Raw genomic sequence first — 17227 nt, forward strand, 5'->3', positions numbered from 1 at the left:
GATTTAGACTTGAAAACTATATGCTTCAGTATTAAAATTTTAGAAATCCATACAGCAGAGAATCAGTTAAGTCCTATTCGGCTTCAAGAATATGGGGTTGGTATTTTTTCTAGTATTCCAACAAAGTCCGCATTAAAAAAGGCTATCAAAAAAAGACGATTATTGGTGAATGGGGTAGTTGCCACAACGGGAACTTTCATCTGTGGCGGAGAAGAGATTAAGCTTCTCGCTTCCGCGGAAAAAAATTCAATCAAAAAACTCGTTTTTCCTCTGAAGGTTTTGTTTGAGGACGATTATTTAGCGGTTATTTCTAAACCGGCAGGCATAGCTGTAAGCGGTAATCGTTTCAAGACGATTGCCAATGCTTTGGAACAAAATCTTTTAACTAGTGGCAGCAATGATGCAACATCACCGCAACCCGTGCATCGATTGGATTATCCCACCACCGGAGTGTTGTTAGTTGGAAAGACGAGTAGCAGCATCCGGAAACTTTCTAAATTATTTGAAGAAAAGCGTATTCAGAAAACTTACTTTGCCGTTTGTATCGGAAAAATGGATGCTACAGGGGAAATTACATCCCAAATTGACGAAAAAGAAGCACGCTCGCATTATGAGGTGCTTCAAACAGTAGTTTCTAAACGATTTACTTTTCTTAATTTGGCAAAACTTTCTCCCGAAACAGGAAGAAGGCATCAATTAAGGAAGCATTTGTCCAGTATTGGAAATCCTATTCTAGGCGATCAACAATATAGCCGAGAAGACCTTATTTTAAAAGGAAAAGGATTGTATTTACATGCATATAGTTTGAATTTTACACACCCATTTACGGAATCAATAGTTGAGGTTAAAGAACCTTTGCCCAAAAAATTTGAAAAGCTTTTTCCTTCGTAATTTTTAAAATGAGTTTTAAAAGGAGGAATGGAAGGGTGGTAGGACATCGATTTCTCAAACTTCTTTTTAAGCAAAGATACGGCGGGTTTTCCGTCTTTATTGATGCCAAATACCGATAGTTTGTTGATGGACTTTGTTTTAGGATCGTAAACCATTAAAAAGGCAGATCGGGCATGTTGTTTTCCGCAACGCTTATCGCCTCCCGCACTTGCGCCAGCTTCCAGCGCCAGCATGAGACGCTCATTTAGCGATTTACCTTCCGAACCTTGAAAAGCTTCGAAAGCGCTGCTTATAACATTCTCGTCTACTAAGATATTACCTTGTACGGCCACATCCGTGGCAATTTTGAAACCGCTCCAGTTCGTTATTTCCTCTCCGGAATAAACAATGGGTTTTGCGCCTTCCGAAAGGGAAATAAAAGCGTATTGTTGTTTTTCAGGATCAAAATCCTTGTTCTTGAGTACATTTAATATTTCATTTGGATTGGCATCAGCCATCATGAGCTCAACAGCTTTCATTCTGGCAAAATAGTTACTAGCCGCCTGAACAACTATAGCACCTTTTTCGGGGACTATGGACGCAATTCCAGAAACGTCAAAAGTGCAGGATGCACCTGCAATTCCTATCTCGCCCGTTGTTCTGTCCACCGCAATAATAGACCAAGTTGCATAGGAGGGTATAAATGTGAGTGTGCATAGAATTGCTAAGAGTATTCTAGTTTTGACTAAGGTAAATACGTGATTCTTCATTGATTTGATTTTTTTGATTGATGATGATTTGCACTTATAAAGATGGATTTTATTTGACTTTGTTACAGTTCTGAAAGATTCTCAATACTTTCCTAGAATTTTAAAGGAGTATTTTGTCGGTTAAGACTTCTATTTAGGAATTTTCAATTCCTTAAAAATCAACCTTATATTGCTTTCTTTTCCAAATGGGAATCTATAGTTTTGCCCGAAATTTTATGGGATGTTGTGTAAAGTAGAGCAAAAAGAAGTAGAGAATATTAGTCCGACAAACGTTTTACCACAAACGCCTTATTGGGGAAGATTGAAAGATGATCAAGGGTTTCAACCAAAAGGTTTTGAAATAACGGTTTCAAAAGAATTATTGGGTTTTGATGAAGGTGGAACGACGAAAGTGAAAGATGATTTATTAGTACTAATAAAATACTTAAATGACAATTTTTGCTATGCCTATGTGCCGTACGGTCCAAAATTGGAACCGGCTTTTGAAAATCAAGGTTTATTTTTGGAAGAGCTTTCGGAAAGAATAAAACCGAATTTACCGTCAAACTGTATTTTCATACGATACGATTTATTATGGGAAAATCAATGGGCTGCGGAAGATGAATACTTTGATGCAAACGGAAATTGGCAGGGACCTCCGGAAGTAAATATTCAAGAAATGAGGGTGAATTATAAAACCAATAATTTCAATCTTCGTAAGAGTGCCAGCGATAGTTTACCGAAAAACACTTTTTTCATCGACCTTACTTTGAAAGAATCTGAATTGTTGGCCAACATGCGTTATAATACCCGTTACAGTATTCGTAAGGCGATAAAAAAGGACATAAATGTTCGGGAGTATGGATTAGAAGGAATAGAGGATTGGTATCAATTATATTTGGAAACAGCTTTGCGTCATGATATGCCTTTGCAGAATGTTGATTTTTTTGAAAATATTCTCACCAATCAAGACAATAACTCGAAAGGTGTTTCCGTAAAAATGTTGATGGCCGATTATCAAGGCGAATATCTAGCTTCCATGTTTTTAGTTTTATCTCATAAAAGAGCAAGTTACTTGTACGGTGCGTCCTTACCGAATAATAAAATGGCTAGCTACGCTTTACAGTGGGAATCCATAAAGTTAGCGAAGGAACACGGTTGCACCGAATATGATATGTTTGGATCAGCGCCAAACATAAATGATTCGCATCCGTTGCGTGGTGTTCATATCTATAAAAAAGGATTTGGAGGCGATTTGTTCCACCGAATGGGCTGTTGGGATTATCCGTATCAACAACAAGAATACGATTTATTCAGACTACAGGAAATCAGTAATTAAAAAATTTGATGATTCCTGAACTTGGTGTGTCACCCTGAGCTTGTCGAAGGGTATCAACGCACAAATACTAATTTCCCTTTGACATACTGAAGCTAGTTTCAGTACAGGCGATGAGGGCGACAAAAAGGGATAATAAAAAAACCCCGAATAATCATTGGATTATTCGGGGTTTAAAAGTTGTTATTGAAAGCTTTTATAAATCAAAACCGATATTAACATTCAATTTCATTGCAATCAGTTTATTGATTCGTGTTTTTAGTTCGGGTATTTTTACACTTTCCAATACATTGTTGGCAAAAGCGTACATAAGAAGTGCACGGGCTTCTTTCTTAGGAATTCCACGAGCTTGAAGATAGAACAAAGCTTCTTCATCCAATTGCCCGATTGTACAACCATGGGAACACTTAACATCATCAGCAAAAATTTCTAGCTGAGGTTTAGCGTTAATAGTAGCTTTGTCGTCAATTAAAATATTGTTGTTCTGCTGAAAACCGTTGGTTTTCTGTGCTTCTTTTTCTACGATAATTCTTCCGTTGAAAACACCTGTACTTCTATCAGCATAAATTCCTTTATAATCTTGGTGGCTTTCGCAATTCGGAGTCGCGTGGTGCACTAACGTACTGTGATCCACATGTTGCTTATCTTCCGTAATCGTAATCCCTTTTAAGGTAGAATTAATGTGTTCCCCTTTATGAATAAATTGAAGATTGTTACGCGTTAATTTACCACCAAAAGAAAACGTATGCACAGAGGCAAGACTGTTTTGCTGTTGCGAAATGTATGTATTATCGATTAAAGAAGCCTGCTGATTATCATTTTGAATTTTATAATAATCTACGATACCTCTTTTATGTGTGAAAATTTCAGTTACCGAATTGGTTAAAACTGGATTTTCAGTCAGACTTTGATGTCTTTCAATAATTTGAACGTGCGCATTTTCACCAACAACAACCAAAGACCTTGGTTGAAGCATAATGGAAGACTCTTTACCCGTTGCCAAATGAACGATTTGTATCGGTTTGTCTACAACTTTTCCCTTCGGAATATTGATAAATGCACCCTCCCTTGAAAAAGCCGTGTTCAAGGAAGTAAGACTATCATCCTTCTTAGCTATTTTATTGAAGTAATTCTCAATAATCAATCGGTATTTAGGCTTTGTAAGCGCAGAACTCATCAAACAAACATCCAAACCTTCATGAGAAGTTTGCGAAAGATGCGAACTGTAAATACCATCGATAAATACAATTTTGTAGCTATCTATATCGTGAATAAAGTATTTCTTTACATCTTTAAACTCCAACGCAGATTCTTCCTTCGGAAAAACACTGTAGTCGGTTTTTAGCAATGCATTAAGGGAAGTGTATTTCCACGCTTCATCCTTCTTTGTTGGAAATCCTTTTTCTTCAAAAACCTTTATCGCTTCTGTACGAATATCGTGTACAGGATGGTCCACATCCACACGATTTTCAAAAGCCATAAAAGACGATATTAACTTATCTTTTAATTCCATTATATTCTTGTTTCAAGTTTGCTGTTTCTTGTTTCAAGTTTCTGGTTACTTTTTCTAAAAACAGCTACTCTTTGTATTTTATACCCTTATATTCTTTTCTATTAAGGTAATTAATAAAAGCTGCAATTCTTTGACTTAACTTTTTATAATCCTTAACTAATTCATTAAGCTTTTCTTCTGAAATATATGATGAATCGTAAACTCTGTAAAGTTGAGACCTCGTTTCTCCTGCAGACCCTTTTGCTATTGATAAAAATTGTCTAAACTCAATATTTCCATCTCTTTCAAAGCCTTCTGCAATATTATCCATAACAGAACCTGAAGAGCCTTTAATCTGATCTCTTAACTTAAAATCCCCATTTAAATGGGTAGTTTTTACGATTTTTATAATTTCTTGAGTAAGCCTCCTAGCTTCTTGCCAAATTTCTAAATCCTCAAATTGTTTTATTGTTCCCATAGTAAACTTCAAACAAGAAACTAGAAACTATGAACGTTTTTAAACTAAACCGCCAATTCCTGTTTAATCCAGTCGTATCCTTTTTCCTCAAGCTCTAAAGCAAGCTCTTTCGTACCCGATTTAACGATTCTTCCGTTTAATAAAACGTGTACGTAATCTGGAACTATATATTCCAACAAACGTTGGTAGTGCGTAATAACTACTACTGCGTTGTCTTTACTTTTAAGTCTGTTGACCCCATCAGAAACAATTTTAAGGGCGTCAATATCCAAACCAGAATCCGTTTCGTCCAAAATTGCCAATTTAGGCTCTAACATGGCCATTTGGAAAATTTCGTTTCGCTTCTTCTCTCCCCCAGAAAAACCTTGGTTTAAAGAACGGGAAAGAAACTTACGGTCGATTTCCAATAACTCTGATTTCTCACGAATTTTTTTCAACATTTCATTTGCTGGCATATCTTCCAATCCTTGAGCTCTGCGGGTTTCATTAATCGCAGTTTTCATAAAATTGGTAACCGTTACGCCAGGAATTTCAACAGGATATTGAAACGAGAGGAAAATACCTTTGTGCGCTCTTTCTTCCGGAGCCAATTCGTCGATATTTTCACCTAAAAACTCAATAGTTCCTTCAGTAACTTCAAAATCTTCATTTCCAGCTATAACCGAGGAAAGTGTACTTTTACCGGAACCATTTGGACCCATAATGGCGTGTACTTCACCTGGTTTTACTTCAAGATTAATTCCTTTTAGAATTTCTTTATCTTCTACACTGGCGTGTAAATTTTTAATCTTCAACATTTGTTTTCTGTTATATACTGTTATTTTCAGTTAGCGTATCCTTAAATTTCATTTTTTGATGAAACACTGCTTATTTTTTATCCTACGGAACCTTCTAATGAAATTTCCAATAATTTTTGAGCTTCTACCGCAAACTCCATTGGGAGTTTATTTAAAACTTCTTTACTGAAACCATTAACGATTAATGCGATAGCTTTTTCAGTATCGATTCCACGTTGGTTGCAATAGAAAATTTGGTCTTCCCCAATTTTACTGGTAGTTGCCTCATGCTCTATTTGTGCTGTTTTGTTTTTCGTTTCGATGTATGGAAAGGTATGTGCGCCACACTCGTTACCCATCAAAAGTGAATCACATTGAGAGAAATTACGGGCATTTTCCGCTCTTCCTTGCACTTGTACCAATCCGCGGTAACTGTTTTGTGATTTCCCTGCGGAAATACCTTTGGAAATAATGGTACTCTTGGTGTTTTTCCCAAGGTGAATCATTTTCGTACCCGTGTCCGCTTGCTGATAGTTGTTGGTCACTGCGATAGAATAAAATTCACCTACGGAATTATCCCCTTTTAAAATACAAGAAGGATATTTCCACGTTACGGCAGAACCTGTTTCAACCTGTGTCCAGCTAATTTTGGAGTTTTTCTCGCAAAGTCCTCTTTTGGTAACAAAATTGAATACCCCACCTTTTCCTTCTTTATTTCCAGGAAACCAGTTCTGTACAGTAGAATATTTTATTTCAGCGCCATCTAGCGCAATAAGTTCTACTACGGCAGCGTGAAGCTGATTTTCATCACGCATTGGGGCTGTACAACCTTCTAAATAACTTACATAACTGCTTTCATCAGCAACTACCAATGTCCTTTCAAACTGTCCAGTTCCTGCCTGATTAATACGGAAATAGGTAGATAATTCCATCGGACAACGAACGCCTTTTGGAATGTAGCAGAAAGAACCATCTGAAAACACGGCAGAGTTTAAAGCTGCATAGAAATTATCTTTTTTCGGAACAACGGTTCCCAAATATTTCTTCACTAATTCTGGGTGTTCCTGAATCGCTTCAGAAATAGAACAAAAAATAATGCCTTTTTCTGCCAACGTCTTTTTGAATGTAGTAGCTACAGAAACAGAGTCCATTACCACATCTACGGCAACACCAGCCAGTTTTTTCTGCTCGTCGATGGAAATTCCAAGTTTTTTGAAAGTGTCCAACAATTCAGGGTCTACATCGTCCAAACTATCGTACTGAGGTTTCTTTTTAGGAGCTGAATAATAGGAAATCGCTTGAAAATCGGGTTTTTTGTATTTCACATTTGCCCATTCCGGCTCTTCCATTTCTGTCCAAGCGCGATAGGCCTCCAACCGCCATTCCGTCATCCATTCTGGCTCATTTTTCTTCTTGGAAATCGCTCGAACAATATCTTCATTCAATCCCACAGGCAAGGTATCCGATTCAATATCGGTATAAAACCCGTACTCATATTCTTTCGTTTCGAGCTCTTTTTTTAATTCTTCTTCGGTATATGCCATATTCTTTTAAGTAAATAAGATAAAAGTCAAAGAGTTAAGGAGTTTGACAGCGCCGTTTAACATATTTAATGTAATTAGAAAGCTGTTTGGAAATTATAGTAACTTCACTTCTTAACGCCAACCATTTATCTTCATTTATATAATTTGTCTCTTTTAAAATGTTCAGAATATTTCTCACTTCACCGGCAGAGCCTTTAGAGAAATATAAAAACCTTATTAATTCTTTATCCGTTTCACGTTCAAATCCTTCTGCGATATTATTTGAAATGGATAACGTTGCTCTTTTCAATTGGTCTTTAACGGAAAATTCTTTTTTAAGCTGTTGGCCATCCAACAAATCAAAAACTTTAATAGTAAAAGCAATGGTAAGTTTATATACTTCTAAATCTTCAAAGGTAGCACCCGCCATTAACTTATTTCCTTTTTAACTCTTAAACTTAAACCTACAACGAAAAACTCTCCCCGCAACCGCAGGTTCTTTGTGCATTTGGGTTGTTAAAGACAAAACCTTTACCGTTTAGTCCGCCGGAATACTCTAATGTTGTGCCGATGAGGTATAAAAAACTTTTCTTGTCAACAATAATTTTTACATCATTGTCTTCAAACATTTTATCTTCATCTGCTTTGCTTTTATCAAATTTTAAGTCGTATGATAATCCGCTGCATCCTCCGCTCCTAACGCCCACACGCACAAAATCTTGAGCAACGTTGAAACCATCATCCGACATCAATTCGGCGATTTTCTTCTTTGCTGTTTCAGAAACTTTTATCATAATAAAACCTTTCTTTCTAAATAGTTTACAAAAATAAGATATTAAACACGATTTACCATACGTAATCGCATTATTATATTATATCTAATGATAGGGATTTGTTATGATTTAACCGAATTCCTTACAGACATTTTTTCAGAAAAGAGAAATACTTGAAACTTGTTAAGTATTCAGCAGTTCTTCCATTTTGTTTATTACGGAAGTGGGACTGATTGTTCTCATAACATCTTTATAATCCTCTGGGGCTTTATTCCCATAAATGGAAGTTGGAATGAGCGGATATTTTTCCCTGTCGGAAAGTAAAGTGTTATTGTTATTCTGCTGAAAAGGATAAAATCCGGCATATGGATGGGTAACCCCCCATAGTGTCACTACGGGAACATTCCACATCGCCGCCAGATGCCCGTTCCCGCTGTCCATGGAAACCATTAAATCTAAATGTGGAATAAGTTGCAATTCTTCTGAAAAGGATAATTTTTTGAAGGTAAAAACCGTATTGGAATAGGATTCTGACAAGCGGATGAGTTCCTTTTCATCTTTTGGTCCTCCAAAAAGGATAATTTTGTAATGTTGAGTTTTTGAAAAATGGGCAATTACCTTTTCCATCAAATCAATCGGGTACATTTTTGAGTCAAAAAAAGCAAAAGGTGCGATGCCAATCCATTTTTTAGCGTCTTTTTCTAAAATGGTATAAACTTTTGCGGGCAATTGGGGTTTTTCAGGAAAAACATGATTGGAAAGGTCTACTTGATAGCCCAGTTTTCTAAAGACATCTGCATACCTTTCTGCGGTGGATTTTAACTGACTGAAATTTGTGCCATTTATCAGTTTTCTTTTCTCTAGTCTTCCCTTGTCGATCGTTTTATTCCGAACGCCCTTCAATCTAAAAAGCACTTTAATTACATTGCTTCGTAAGGAACCGTGCAAATCGGCAATTTCCGTAAAGCCATTGTTTTTTATTTCAGCATAAAATTTTACAAGTCCTTTTAAACCTTGGTGTTTTCCTCGAATGTCTGCTGGGGTAACACACACACCTTCCACGGTTTCAAAGACGGGAGTCAAAAAAGATTTGGTGGCTACCGTCACTTGAAGATTTTTATTCTGCTGAAGCAAACAACGCAGGACAGGAACGGCAATGGCGGCATCCCCAATATCTGAAAAACGAATAACTAAAATATGTTTTGGTTGCTTCATAGAATCTATTTCTCCATGCTTTGTTTAACGGTTGCCGGCTAGAAAAATCTCTTTAGGCTAAACCGGCTATGTCAGTTATTTCCAATAATCGGCAACCCATTTTGCAGGGCGAACGTAGCGGTACCATTTTCCCCGACCACCTTTTATGGCTTTATGCGGATTAATCTCGCCGTGAAAAATAATAATTTTTGCGCCTTCCGGAATGATAGGCGTTTTCCAAAAAGCAAACGGAATTCGGGACACGCAATCGTATTTATAACTCGGGCACCATTCTGTAGGCCAGTAGTTTAAAAGTCCTTTTTCATGCACTGCCCAAGACAAATATTCCTGTTCGTTGCGATGGTCTTTTCGAATCGTATCAAAATTTTCCACGAAATAATCATACACATAGCCGTGCTTGCCAATTTCAAAACGATATACCGATGAATTCCCTGTAATGCGCCATTGTTTGTTGTAGTCTTTAATGATCATGAATTCATTATCATCTTCAAAAAAGCAATCGATGTTATCTACAATAACCACATCTAAATCTAAAAACAAAGCTGTTCCCTGCAATCCGTATAGGTCCTGTTTTAAGGTGGTCAATTTTTTCCACATGCGTTCCGGCAGGTTGGAGTTGATGTTTACTTCCGGAATGGGATAACATTTTATATCCTCATCAATTCCTTTTTCGTCATCAGTAAAACAAACCATGGTAAACGGCAAAGTTAAATTGCGCTTCACCATGCTGTACAAACGGTTTACATAAGTGGCGTCGTAGAGAGTTCCCCACTTCATGCAGAAAATATGGATATCTTTTTTATTGCTCATGTTCTATTTTTTGTAAAGTACTGGATTTAGGCTTTCATCATTGTACATTTTCATCTGTTTATAGACTTTCATGTATTTATTTCCAGCTTCAATATCTGATAGTAGCTGATTTATCGCCAAACAAAGGTCTTTCTTTTGTTCTAAAAGTACGTTAAGTTTTGCTCGACAATTGTTTTTATGCTCTTCGGAAGCTTCTTCCCTTTTAGCTTCCTCTTCCATATGATAAATCTTCAAAGCCAAAATGGAAAGCCTGTCGATGGCCCATGCCGGACTTTCGGAATTTATAGTGGCATTTGGTTTGGGAGTAATATTTTTATATTTCTGAAGGAAAAAACTATCAATATATTCAACCGTATCGGTTCGATCTTGATTTGAGGCATCAATTTTTCTTTTTAAAATCAAGGCTTCTTCAGCATCGATATTCGGATCTCTAATAATATCTTCATAATGCCATTGCACAGTGTCAATCCAATTTTTTCGGTATAAAAGATGTTTTATATCATCTTTCGGGTATGGGTTTTCCAGAGGCTGGTCAACCGAATCCAAAATATGGTAATTCTTTATACTTTCTTCAAAAACACCAAAGGCGAGTTCGCTAAACATGCTAATCTTTCTTTAAAACGCAAATATACTTAGAAGTGATTTAAACTTTTTGAATTGAAGCAAAAATTGATGGTTTTGTGCCCATACGAAGTGTTTTTTGAGCTGCATAGCAGGGCTACGGAGCAATAAAAATGCGATATAGGGGTGCAAAAAGGCAGTTTTTAGCCAATTCATAAAAGATTAAATAGCTTCTGGCTTAAACAAGGATGAATTTCCTAAATTTGAATTAAGCACCTTTAAAAAACCAAAAAAATGAAGATTCATAACCTGAGCGCTGAGAATTCCATAGTAAATCATTTTTTAGCTGAATTGAGAAATGAAAAAACGCAAAAAGACCGGATGCGTTTCCGTAGGAATATTGAGCGAATGGGAGAGGTGCTTGCTTATGAAATGAGCAAAACGCTTCATTTTTCAACAGAAGATGTTTCGACTCCTTTAGGGAAAAAAGAGACTTCTTTGGTTGACGATGAATTGGTAGTATGTTCCATTTTACGTGCTGGTTTGCCATTACACCAAGGAGTTTTAAATTATTTAGATTGGGCGGATTGTTCTTTTATTTCAGCTTACCGTTATCAAAATCCGGAAAATGAGTTTGAGGTGACTGTAGAATACTTGGCATCGCAAAAGCTGGATAATAAAGTTCTTGTGCTGGCAGATCCTATGTTGGCCACGGGGCAGTCCCTTTTAGCCACTTTCGAGGCACTTTCAAGAGTTGGGTTACCAAGAGAAATTCATATACTTTCTGTGGTCGGTGCGCAGGCAGGTGTGGAATTTTTAGAAAAACAGCTGCCAAAAGACACCCAATTATGGATTGGGGATATCGATGAAGAACTGAACCAAAAAGGGTATATTGTTCCCGGTCTAGGTGACGCCGGCGATTTAGCGTTTGGCGAACGGTTACAGAAATAACGTTACAAAGGGCATTACAATAAAAGACCAAAGAAAAATCTCTTTGAGCCAAAGTCGGTTAATGCTTTCTACATATTTGGCCATTATAACAGATAAAGGAAAAATACTAAAAATTACTTCGGAAGTATTCGCGCTTTCAGAAACAATAGCTACTAAGATGGCAATACCGAGCATTACCATAATCAAAATGCCCGGAACCCTCGTTACAAACGATTTACTTTGTTTCCGAATAAAAAAAGCAATGGTACTCCAAACACCCATAATGAATAGAAAAATGAGAGGGACGATATACCGGAAATCTTCATATTTTTCAAGTACAAGTTTGGGCAATAAAAGCAAGTACCCATAAAATGTTTGCAAATCATTTAGAAGGTAGAAGGCAGTAAAAGTTATGGAAAGTACCGTAAAGAAAGCAACCAATGGAATTAATAAGTTTCGGTAATCGTTCTTCTTGTAGAGAAAAATGCTAGCATAAACCAAAAGAATGAAGAATACCGACCAGCTATAGAAAAAGGTGGCGATAAAAACCCAAAGTGAGGCGTCAAAAATTTTGATTTCCACATCCTTATTGGAGCGAATACTTACGAGTCTTCGAAAGGACAGAAGAATAAAAGCATTAGCGATCAATAGGTTTATTTCATTAAAAATTTTCGGGAATAGGCAGAAAACCAGCACAAAAAAGAAGATGGTATACGAATGACTTCGGGTTAAAAAGTTCTTGCGATTTACAAAATCGACTAAGAACAATGATATTAGAATAAGAACAAAAGATTGAAAAAGTTTCCAGAGAATTTGAATGTTAAATGGTGCATGGAGATATAGAAAGAAGCCACCAACCATAAATAATGAAAGAAAAAAAGCTAAAATTATAAAATTAACGGGGTTAGTTCTATCAAAAATGCTTGAAATCATGGTGGGTTTTTGTATTTTTGTGCTGTAAATTTAATATTTCTTTTACTCATGAGTGACTTTTTCTACGGTATTCAGTATTTATTTGAAGAGGTATTGTTCGTTCCATTGGACGCATTACGTTTTCTAGATAGCTGGTGGTTGTCTAACGCTATCAATACAATCTTTATATTAATTGGTTTTGCAGCTTTCTTTTATTGGATGAAGCAAATGAAGATTTTTAGCGAACACGAAAAAGATACTTATCAGCCGGTTCAATAAGATTTAAAATAACTTCAGTTTATAAAAAAATCCTATCGTGAAAACGATAGGATTTTTTATTGATGCTTATTTAGTTTGTCACTAATTTTTCTTCTGCTGGAGGCTGTATTCTTTTAAGAATTTGTTCAGCTCTAAAAGGGAAAGTGCTAGTAATACCAAGCCAAGTAATGCTACTGGGATTAAAAATTTATAGCTTCTAAAAATCCCTTTTTGTTCAACCCCACGACGTGGGAAGTCAGAAATTACATTCACAATCTCCGACTTATTAGCTCGCTCTTGTTGGATTTCTACAATACTTTCTTTAATCTCATCGATTTGCTTGATGAGAGCGAGTTCTTTGTTTTGTTGGCCGTTTCCATCGGCTAAATTGATGTTGGTTCCTTGCATGGGTTTCTCCGCTTCTTTTTCCATGACTCTTTTGTAGAGCATTTGCAAAGAATCTATTTCCACAAGTTGTTTTTCCAAAATCCTATCTTGAAAATTTAAATTATCCTTTCGTGTTTTCTTTTGAGTTTTAAAATAGTCATTATTAGATATGGATTCGATAATCGGATTTTGTATTTTTTTTGCCACCTTGTTATCTGTAGCTTTCACCACCACGGTATGAAATCTCGCATCAAAAGAGTTGAAGTTTTCAAGATATTTTTCCATATCTATTGCCTTTTGCGTAGTGGTGTCCAAACTTCTTACAAATTCATCAAAAAGTTTTATTTTTTGGTTTTCATCAGAATACGATTCTGCTTCAATTTCTTTTATACTAGCAGCTTCGGTTTGTGTAATATCTAGAGCCTCGGCCAATGCAACTGAATCTTCTGCCTCTGCCAACTCGTTATAGAACTTAATATTGTTGTACAACTGCTGAACACTTTGAAAATTTGGTTCCAGAGTCATTGTAGAAACATACACTGGTTTTTTGATAATATCTAAAAATGTTCCAAAAGCAACACCAACAATTCCAGCAATAACAAATTTTATAATATGCCTTTGTATAAAAAGCATAAAGGCGATTATAAGTCCGAAAATACCTTTGAAAATCTTTCCAATAAAGTTGAAGAACTTTCTAAACCCGTCTCCAATTAATTTAAAAAGTTGACCTAAATCAATTTCTTCTGAACTGTTGTTTTGATTCTGGTGCTGGTTTTGATTCGGTTGAACTTGTTCGCTCATCTTAGTTAGTTGTTTTAATCCTTTATTGATTTGCCTCTTGGCAATTTAAAATTTGTTCTAAAATTTTTCTTGTAATTAAGTATGTAGGTTTTACCCCTGTTATTCCCAATCCGCCGGAAGCTAATGTACTTCCTGTTTCTAATGGATTATCGGAAGCGTAATAAGCATACCTAACTTTTACATCTTCGGAAATACTCTTGCGTATCCTAGAAGCCGATTGTATCGCTTTTTGGTAATGCGCTCCTTCCATCTCCAAACCAATTACATTCCATGTGCTGTCATAAAAGAACTTTAAAATATCTTTGTTTTGAAGGGAAGTGCCCAAAACACTTATCATGGTTCCTTCAAAAACTTTTAATCCGTTGCCTTCGAAATCAGCAGCGCACAATTCGTTCTTAAATGGGTAATTATCGGCGGTTCCTTCAAAAATATGGGCATTCGGAATCATTAAATCTCCTTTGCCTCCTTCTAGAATACCGGCTTTTCCCATGATGGAAACCGACTCAACATTCAAAAAGGTTGGTTTATCCCCTTTAGATTTGTACGGTTTTAATAGCTCATCAATGGTTTCATAGGCTTGTTCGCCAAACGCATAATCCATTACAAAAAGAACGGGCATGTTGTCTTTTTCAACTTGCGCATCAAAAGTAAAATTTATTTTCTCAAAATCAATTTTTGCGGTATCAAAAATTTGAACATCGATGTTCGTCCCAGAAGTGTCATCTATGCTGATCATGCCATTTTTTTCGGCAAAAGCTTTCACTTTGCCGCGTAGCAAGGAGCTCTCGGGCTGACTAAGCATTTCGTAAACGTCGTAATCGTTTTTCTGACTGCTGAATTCTTTCTTCAACACGGCCGAAGCAAAAAGGGAGTTCATAACACTGTGCATGTTGGCACTAATAATATGAAGCGGCCTTTGTAATAAATTGTGTTCTTTTAAAACTCGTTTTATGTTATTTGCCCAAATTTCCCCATGAATATGGTGACCCAATCGCTCGCGAAGCACAGGACTAAATGTGATGGTTCGCTTGTTTGCATCGATAATTTCTTCCAAAGCAATTTTACCCATCCAATAAACGATTTTTAAAAAACGTTCTGGATTCTCTTTGGTGGCAAAAACTTTGTGTGCCGCCAAACATTCTTCAAAAGTTCTACCAACAATGCTAGCTGCATGGCTTAGTGCTATTTCCCTTTCCGGCTGAGTAAGCTTTTTCTTCTTAACAGCCTCCTCCAATTTTTGCCAATCGCGAATGGTTTGTCCCGATTCTTCAATAAAAACATTATCGGCAATTTTGTGGGATTCAATAAAAAGAAAGGTAAGGTGTGTTAAAATGTCATAAATGTCCGACCGACCACGGGTAATTTCAATATTCATCTGCTCGCTGTCGATTCGGTAGCAATTTCTGCGTCTTTTCGGAGGAACAATTACTTGAAAACTGGAATGTTTGTATCCCTCTTCAGAAGTTAAATTGATGTACCGGCACTGCTCGATTCCCATAGGAAGTCGGTCAAGAATATAAACTAAACCGTTTAATTCTAATTTCTGTTCGGCTACCGAGCCGTATATTTCAGGACGTAATTGTAATAAAGATTCCCGTAAAGTTTCTCCTGAAACACCCATCGGTTTGTAGAAACCACGGTTAAATAGGTGTCTCATAGCGATATACATTCGCTCTATCGCCCCAGAAGATTCTTGGGCTCTCGTTCTAGACTTAATTTTACTCATACCTTGTTTTACTGAACAAAAATACAAGTTCTTTTTATATTTTATGTTTTTTGTGAGTATTTACTTAACGAAGCCATCTTGAATTTTTCTTTTTCCCAAAAAATGATTGAAATTCGGCTATATTTTGTCACTTTCTCGGTCGTTATAAAGTTCGTCCGCTAATTTTCGGTCGTTAGACAATCGTTGAACTTTGTTTTGGCCACCAAGTTTTCCTTGAGATTTCATGTAGCGAGAGAATGCACCACTCTTTAATGATGTTATTTTAAGCTGCTGAAGCACTTTGCCTTCAATTAAATCAAAATAATAGCTATTTTGCTGTTGTAAGCTTTTATCAATTTGCTTGGCCAAACCAGCCAAATCGCTTGGTTCTTTTTCAAACTCAATAAGCCATTCGTGGTAGGGCAGTTCAGCGTTTTCAGGGTTTACCTGTGGTGCTACAGTAAATTCATTGATGGAGGCATCAAAAGAAGTTAAAGCTTCTTTCATGGCTTGTTCCACTTCTTTTGCGATAACGTGCTCACCAAAAGCCGAAATAAAGTGTTTTATCCTACCGGAAACAATAACTTTATAGGGTTTTACGGAGGTAAACTGAATCGTATCACCAACATTATAACTCCAAAGTCCGGCATTTGTGGAAATAATAAGCACGTAATTCACACCTATTTCCACATCTTTTAAGGTGAGCCTTCGTGGATTTTCCTCATAGAATTCATCTGCTTTAATAAACTCATAAAAGATGCCTGCGTCCAAAAGTAACAACATTCCATGGTCTTTTTGAGCGTTCTGATAGGCGAAAAAACCTTCACTAGCAGGAAAAAGTTCTATGCTGTCCACTTTTCGGCCGATAAGCTGTTCAAATTTGGCACGGTAGGGTTCAAAATTTACACCTCCGTAGATGAACAGATTAAAGTTTTTGAAGACGTCTCCAACTTTTTTTCCTGTTTTCTGTTGAATCTTTTCAAAGTACATCTGTACCCACGAAGGAATCCCGCTGATAACAGTCATATTTTCGGGCAATGTTTCCACGACGATTGCATCTACTTTTGTTTCCCAATCTTCAATTTTATTGGTTTCCCAGCTAGGCAAACGATTTTTCTGAAGATAGCCCGGCACGTAATGGGCAACGATTCCCGATAAGCGTCCTAATTTAATTCCGTTTTTTTCCTGAAGTACCGGACTCCCTTGAAGAAAAATCATTTTACCATCTACAAACTTGGTATTTCCAGTTTCGTGGATATAGCTAAGGATGGCATTTCTGGCTGCTTCAATATGGTTGGGCATAGAATCTTTAGTAATCGGGATGTATTTTGCACCCGATGTAGTACCCGACGTTTTGGCGAAATATAACGGCTTTCCTGGCCATAAAATATCTTCTTCTCCGTTAACTACTCTTTCTACATATGGTTTCAGTGCTTCGTAATCGCGAACAGGAACATACTTGGTGAAATCTTCGTGTGATTGTATGTCGTTAAATTGATGGTCTTTTCCGAAGGAAGTATTTTTTGCTTTTTCAATTAAAGAAGCAAATACCGCATCTTGGGCTTCAATGGGGTTGTTGATCCATTTTTGATCTTTCCAATGAATGTATTTGGCAAATAGACTGGCTGCAAAAGATTTTAAAGACATGCTT

General features: G+C 36.7%; 17 protein-coding genes and 1 pseudogene. 4 read left to right on the forward strand and 14 right to left on the reverse strand.

The genetic code is table 11. The annotated features are described in order from the left end of the window. The first annotated feature begins 9 nt into the window (after nt 1–9). The gene (locus NDQ75_RS04865) at nt 10–891 is read left to right on the forward strand and encodes an RluA family pseudouridine synthase (RefSeq protein ID WP_207190434.1); all 882 of its coding nucleotides are present in this window, start codon (nt 10–12) and stop codon (nt 889–891) included. A 128-nt stretch (nt 892–1019) separates the two neighbouring features. On the opposite strand, the pseudogene NDQ75_RS04870 reads toward NDQ75_RS04865, so the two are convergent. After that, nucleotides 1020–1640 (reverse strand): annotated as a pseudogene (locus NDQ75_RS04870) (DUF1028 domain-containing protein); the annotation flags it as partial. 220 nt (nt 1641–1860) lie between these two features. On the opposite strand from NDQ75_RS04870, the gene NDQ75_RS04875 reads away from it, so the two are divergent. After that, a complete protein-coding gene (locus tag NDQ75_RS04875) occupies nt 1861–2958 on the forward strand; it encodes a lipid II:glycine glycyltransferase FemX (protein WP_202028274.1) in 1098 nt (365 codons plus the stop codon). Between the two features lie 193 nt (nt 2959–3151). Here NDQ75_RS04875 and sufD read toward each other — a convergent pair whose 3' ends face one another. From sufD to NDQ75_RS04920, 9 genes are all read right to left on the reverse strand, one after another. Further along, complete coding sequence (gene sufD, locus NDQ75_RS04880; protein ID WP_202028275.1) at nt 3152–4468, reverse strand: Fe-S cluster assembly protein SufD; 1317 nt, start codon at nt 4466–4468, stop codon at nt 3152–3154. A gap of 64 nt (nt 4469–4532) precedes the next feature. Next, the gene (locus tag NDQ75_RS04885) at nt 4533–4925 is read right to left on the reverse strand and encodes a four helix bundle protein (protein ID WP_202028276.1); all 393 of its coding nucleotides are present in this window, start codon (nt 4923–4925) and stop codon (nt 4533–4535) included. 44 nt (nt 4926–4969) lie between these two features. Then, on the reverse strand, nt 4970–5722 hold the full coding sequence (sufC, locus tag NDQ75_RS04890; protein WP_202028277.1) for a Fe-S cluster assembly ATPase SufC: 753 nt from the start codon (nt 5720–5722) through the stop codon (nt 4970–4972). 77 nt (nt 5723–5799) lie between these two features. After that, on the reverse strand, nt 5800–7245 hold the full coding sequence (sufB, locus tag NDQ75_RS04895) for a Fe-S cluster assembly protein SufB (protein WP_202028278.1): 1446 nt from the start codon (nt 7243–7245) through the stop codon (nt 5800–5802). A gap of 34 nt (nt 7246–7279) precedes the next feature. Further along, the gene (locus NDQ75_RS04900; protein WP_202028279.1) at nt 7280–7654 is read right to left on the reverse strand and encodes a four helix bundle protein; all 375 of its coding nucleotides are present in this window, start codon (nt 7652–7654) and stop codon (nt 7280–7282) included. A 34-nt stretch (nt 7655–7688) separates the two neighbouring features. Next, nucleotides 7689–8018 carry a HesB/IscA family protein gene (locus NDQ75_RS04905; RefSeq protein ID WP_202028280.1) on the reverse strand — a complete coding sequence of 110 codons (330 nt, stop codon included), beginning with the start codon at nt 8016–8018 and terminating at the stop codon, nt 7689–7691. A gap of 162 nt (nt 8019–8180) precedes the next feature. Next, nucleotides 8181–9212: a glycosyltransferase family 9 protein gene (locus NDQ75_RS04910; protein ID WP_202028281.1), complete on the reverse strand. Its 1032-nt coding sequence runs from the start codon at nt 9210–9212 to the stop codon at nt 8181–8183. A 75-nt stretch (nt 9213–9287) separates the two neighbouring features. Beyond that, complete coding sequence (locus NDQ75_RS04915) at nt 9288–10022, reverse strand: glycosyltransferase (protein WP_202028282.1); 735 nt, start codon at nt 10020–10022, stop codon at nt 9288–9290. 3 nt (nt 10023–10025) lie between these two features. Beyond that, nucleotides 10026–10625, reverse strand: coding sequence for a DUF4254 domain-containing protein (locus tag NDQ75_RS04920; protein WP_202028283.1), 600 nt, complete (start codon nt 10623–10625; stop codon nt 10026–10028). A 252-nt stretch (nt 10626–10877) separates the two neighbouring features. Between NDQ75_RS04920 and upp the strand changes: the two genes are divergently transcribed. Continuing rightward, nucleotides 10878–11534 (forward strand): uracil phosphoribosyltransferase, encoded by a 657-nt coding sequence (upp, locus tag NDQ75_RS04925; RefSeq protein ID WP_202028284.1) that lies wholly within the window; start codon nt 10878–10880, stop codon nt 11532–11534. Here the strand turns inward: upp and NDQ75_RS04930 are convergent. Next, nucleotides 11523–12446, reverse strand: a complete 924-nt coding sequence (locus NDQ75_RS04930; protein ID WP_202028285.1) for a DUF6427 family protein — start codon at nt 12444–12446, stop codon at nt 11523–11525. The two genes, upp and NDQ75_RS04930, sit on opposite strands and share 12 nt — an antisense overlap. A 48-nt stretch (nt 12447–12494) precedes the next feature. Here NDQ75_RS04930 and NDQ75_RS04935 point away from each other — a divergent pair, with 48 nt between their 5' ends. Next, complete coding sequence (locus NDQ75_RS04935; protein ID WP_202028286.1) at nt 12495–12704, forward strand: DUF6341 family protein; 210 nt, start codon at nt 12495–12497, stop codon at nt 12702–12704. A gap of 81 nt (nt 12705–12785) precedes the next feature. On the opposite strand, the gene NDQ75_RS04940 is transcribed toward NDQ75_RS04935, so the two are convergent. The 3 genes from NDQ75_RS04940 to NDQ75_RS04950 form a co-directional block, all read right to left on the reverse strand. After that, nucleotides 12786–13871 carry a hypothetical protein gene (locus NDQ75_RS04940; protein WP_202028287.1) on the reverse strand — a complete coding sequence of 362 codons (1086 nt, stop codon included), beginning with the start codon at nt 13869–13871 and terminating at the stop codon, nt 12786–12788. Between the two features lie 22 nt (nt 13872–13893). Further along, nucleotides 13894–15597, reverse strand: a complete 1704-nt coding sequence (locus tag NDQ75_RS04945) for a DUF6909 family protein (protein WP_202028288.1) — start codon at nt 15595–15597, stop codon at nt 13894–13896. Between the two features lie 117 nt (nt 15598–15714). Next, nucleotides 15715–17223, reverse strand: coding sequence for a GH3 auxin-responsive promoter family protein (locus tag NDQ75_RS04950; protein WP_202028289.1), 1509 nt, complete (start codon nt 17221–17223; stop codon nt 15715–15717). Between the last annotated feature and the right edge of the window lie 4 nt (nt 17224–17227).

This window comes from Galbibacter mesophilus (assembly GCF_023721415.1).
GTDB classification, from domain to species: domain Bacteria; phylum Bacteroidota; class Bacteroidia; order Flavobacteriales; family Flavobacteriaceae; genus Galbibacter; species Galbibacter mesophilus.

Coding starts and splice junctions, on each gene's coding strand:
- NDQ75_RS04875 (WP_202028274.1), top strand. CDS start 1,861: ATGTTGTGTAAAGTAGAGCAAAAAGAAGTAGAGAATATTAGTCCGACA.
- sufD (WP_202028275.1), bottom strand. CDS start 4,468: ATGGAATTAAAAGATAAGTTAATATCGTCTTTTATGGCTTTTGAAAAT.
- NDQ75_RS04885 (WP_202028276.1), bottom strand. CDS start 4,925: ATGGGAACAATAAAACAATTTGAGGATTTAGAAATTTGGCAAGAAGCT.
- sufC (WP_202028277.1), bottom strand. CDS start 5,722: ATGTTGAAGATTAAAAATTTACACGCCAGTGTAGAAGATAAAGAAATT.
- sufB (WP_202028278.1), bottom strand. CDS start 7,245: ATGGCATATACCGAAGAAGAATTAAAAAAAGAGCTCGAAACGAAAGAA.
- NDQ75_RS04900 (WP_202028279.1), bottom strand. CDS start 7,654: ATGGCGGGTGCTACCTTTGAAGATTTAGAAGTATATAAACTTACCATT.
- NDQ75_RS04905 (WP_202028280.1), bottom strand. CDS start 8,018: ATGATAAAAGTTTCTGAAACAGCAAAGAAGAAAATCGCCGAATTGATG.
- NDQ75_RS04910 (WP_202028281.1), bottom strand. CDS start 9,212: ATGAAGCAACCAAAACATATTTTAGTTATTCGTTTTTCAGATATTGGG.
- NDQ75_RS04915 (WP_202028282.1), bottom strand. CDS start 10,022: ATGAGCAATAAAAAAGATATCCATATTTTCTGCATGAAGTGGGGAACT.
- NDQ75_RS04920 (WP_202028283.1), bottom strand. CDS start 10,625: ATGTTTAGCGAACTCGCCTTTGGTGTTTTTGAAGAAAGTATAAAGAAT.
- upp (WP_202028284.1), top strand. CDS start 10,878: ATGAAGATTCATAACCTGAGCGCTGAGAATTCCATAGTAAATCATTTT.
- NDQ75_RS04930 (WP_202028285.1), bottom strand. CDS start 12,446: ATGATTTCAAGCATTTTTGATAGAACTAACCCCGTTAATTTTATAATT.
- NDQ75_RS04935 (WP_202028286.1), top strand. CDS start 12,495: ATGAGTGACTTTTTCTACGGTATTCAGTATTTATTTGAAGAGGTATTG.
- NDQ75_RS04940 (WP_202028287.1), bottom strand. CDS start 13,871: ATGAGCGAACAAGTTCAACCGAATCAAAACCAGCACCAGAATCAAAAC.
- NDQ75_RS04945 (WP_202028288.1), bottom strand. CDS start 15,597: ATGAGTAAAATTAAGTCTAGAACGAGAGCCCAAGAATCTTCTGGGGCG.
- NDQ75_RS04950 (WP_202028289.1), bottom strand. CDS start 17,223: ATGTCTTTAAAATCTTTTGCAGCCAGTCTATTTGCCAAATACATTCAT.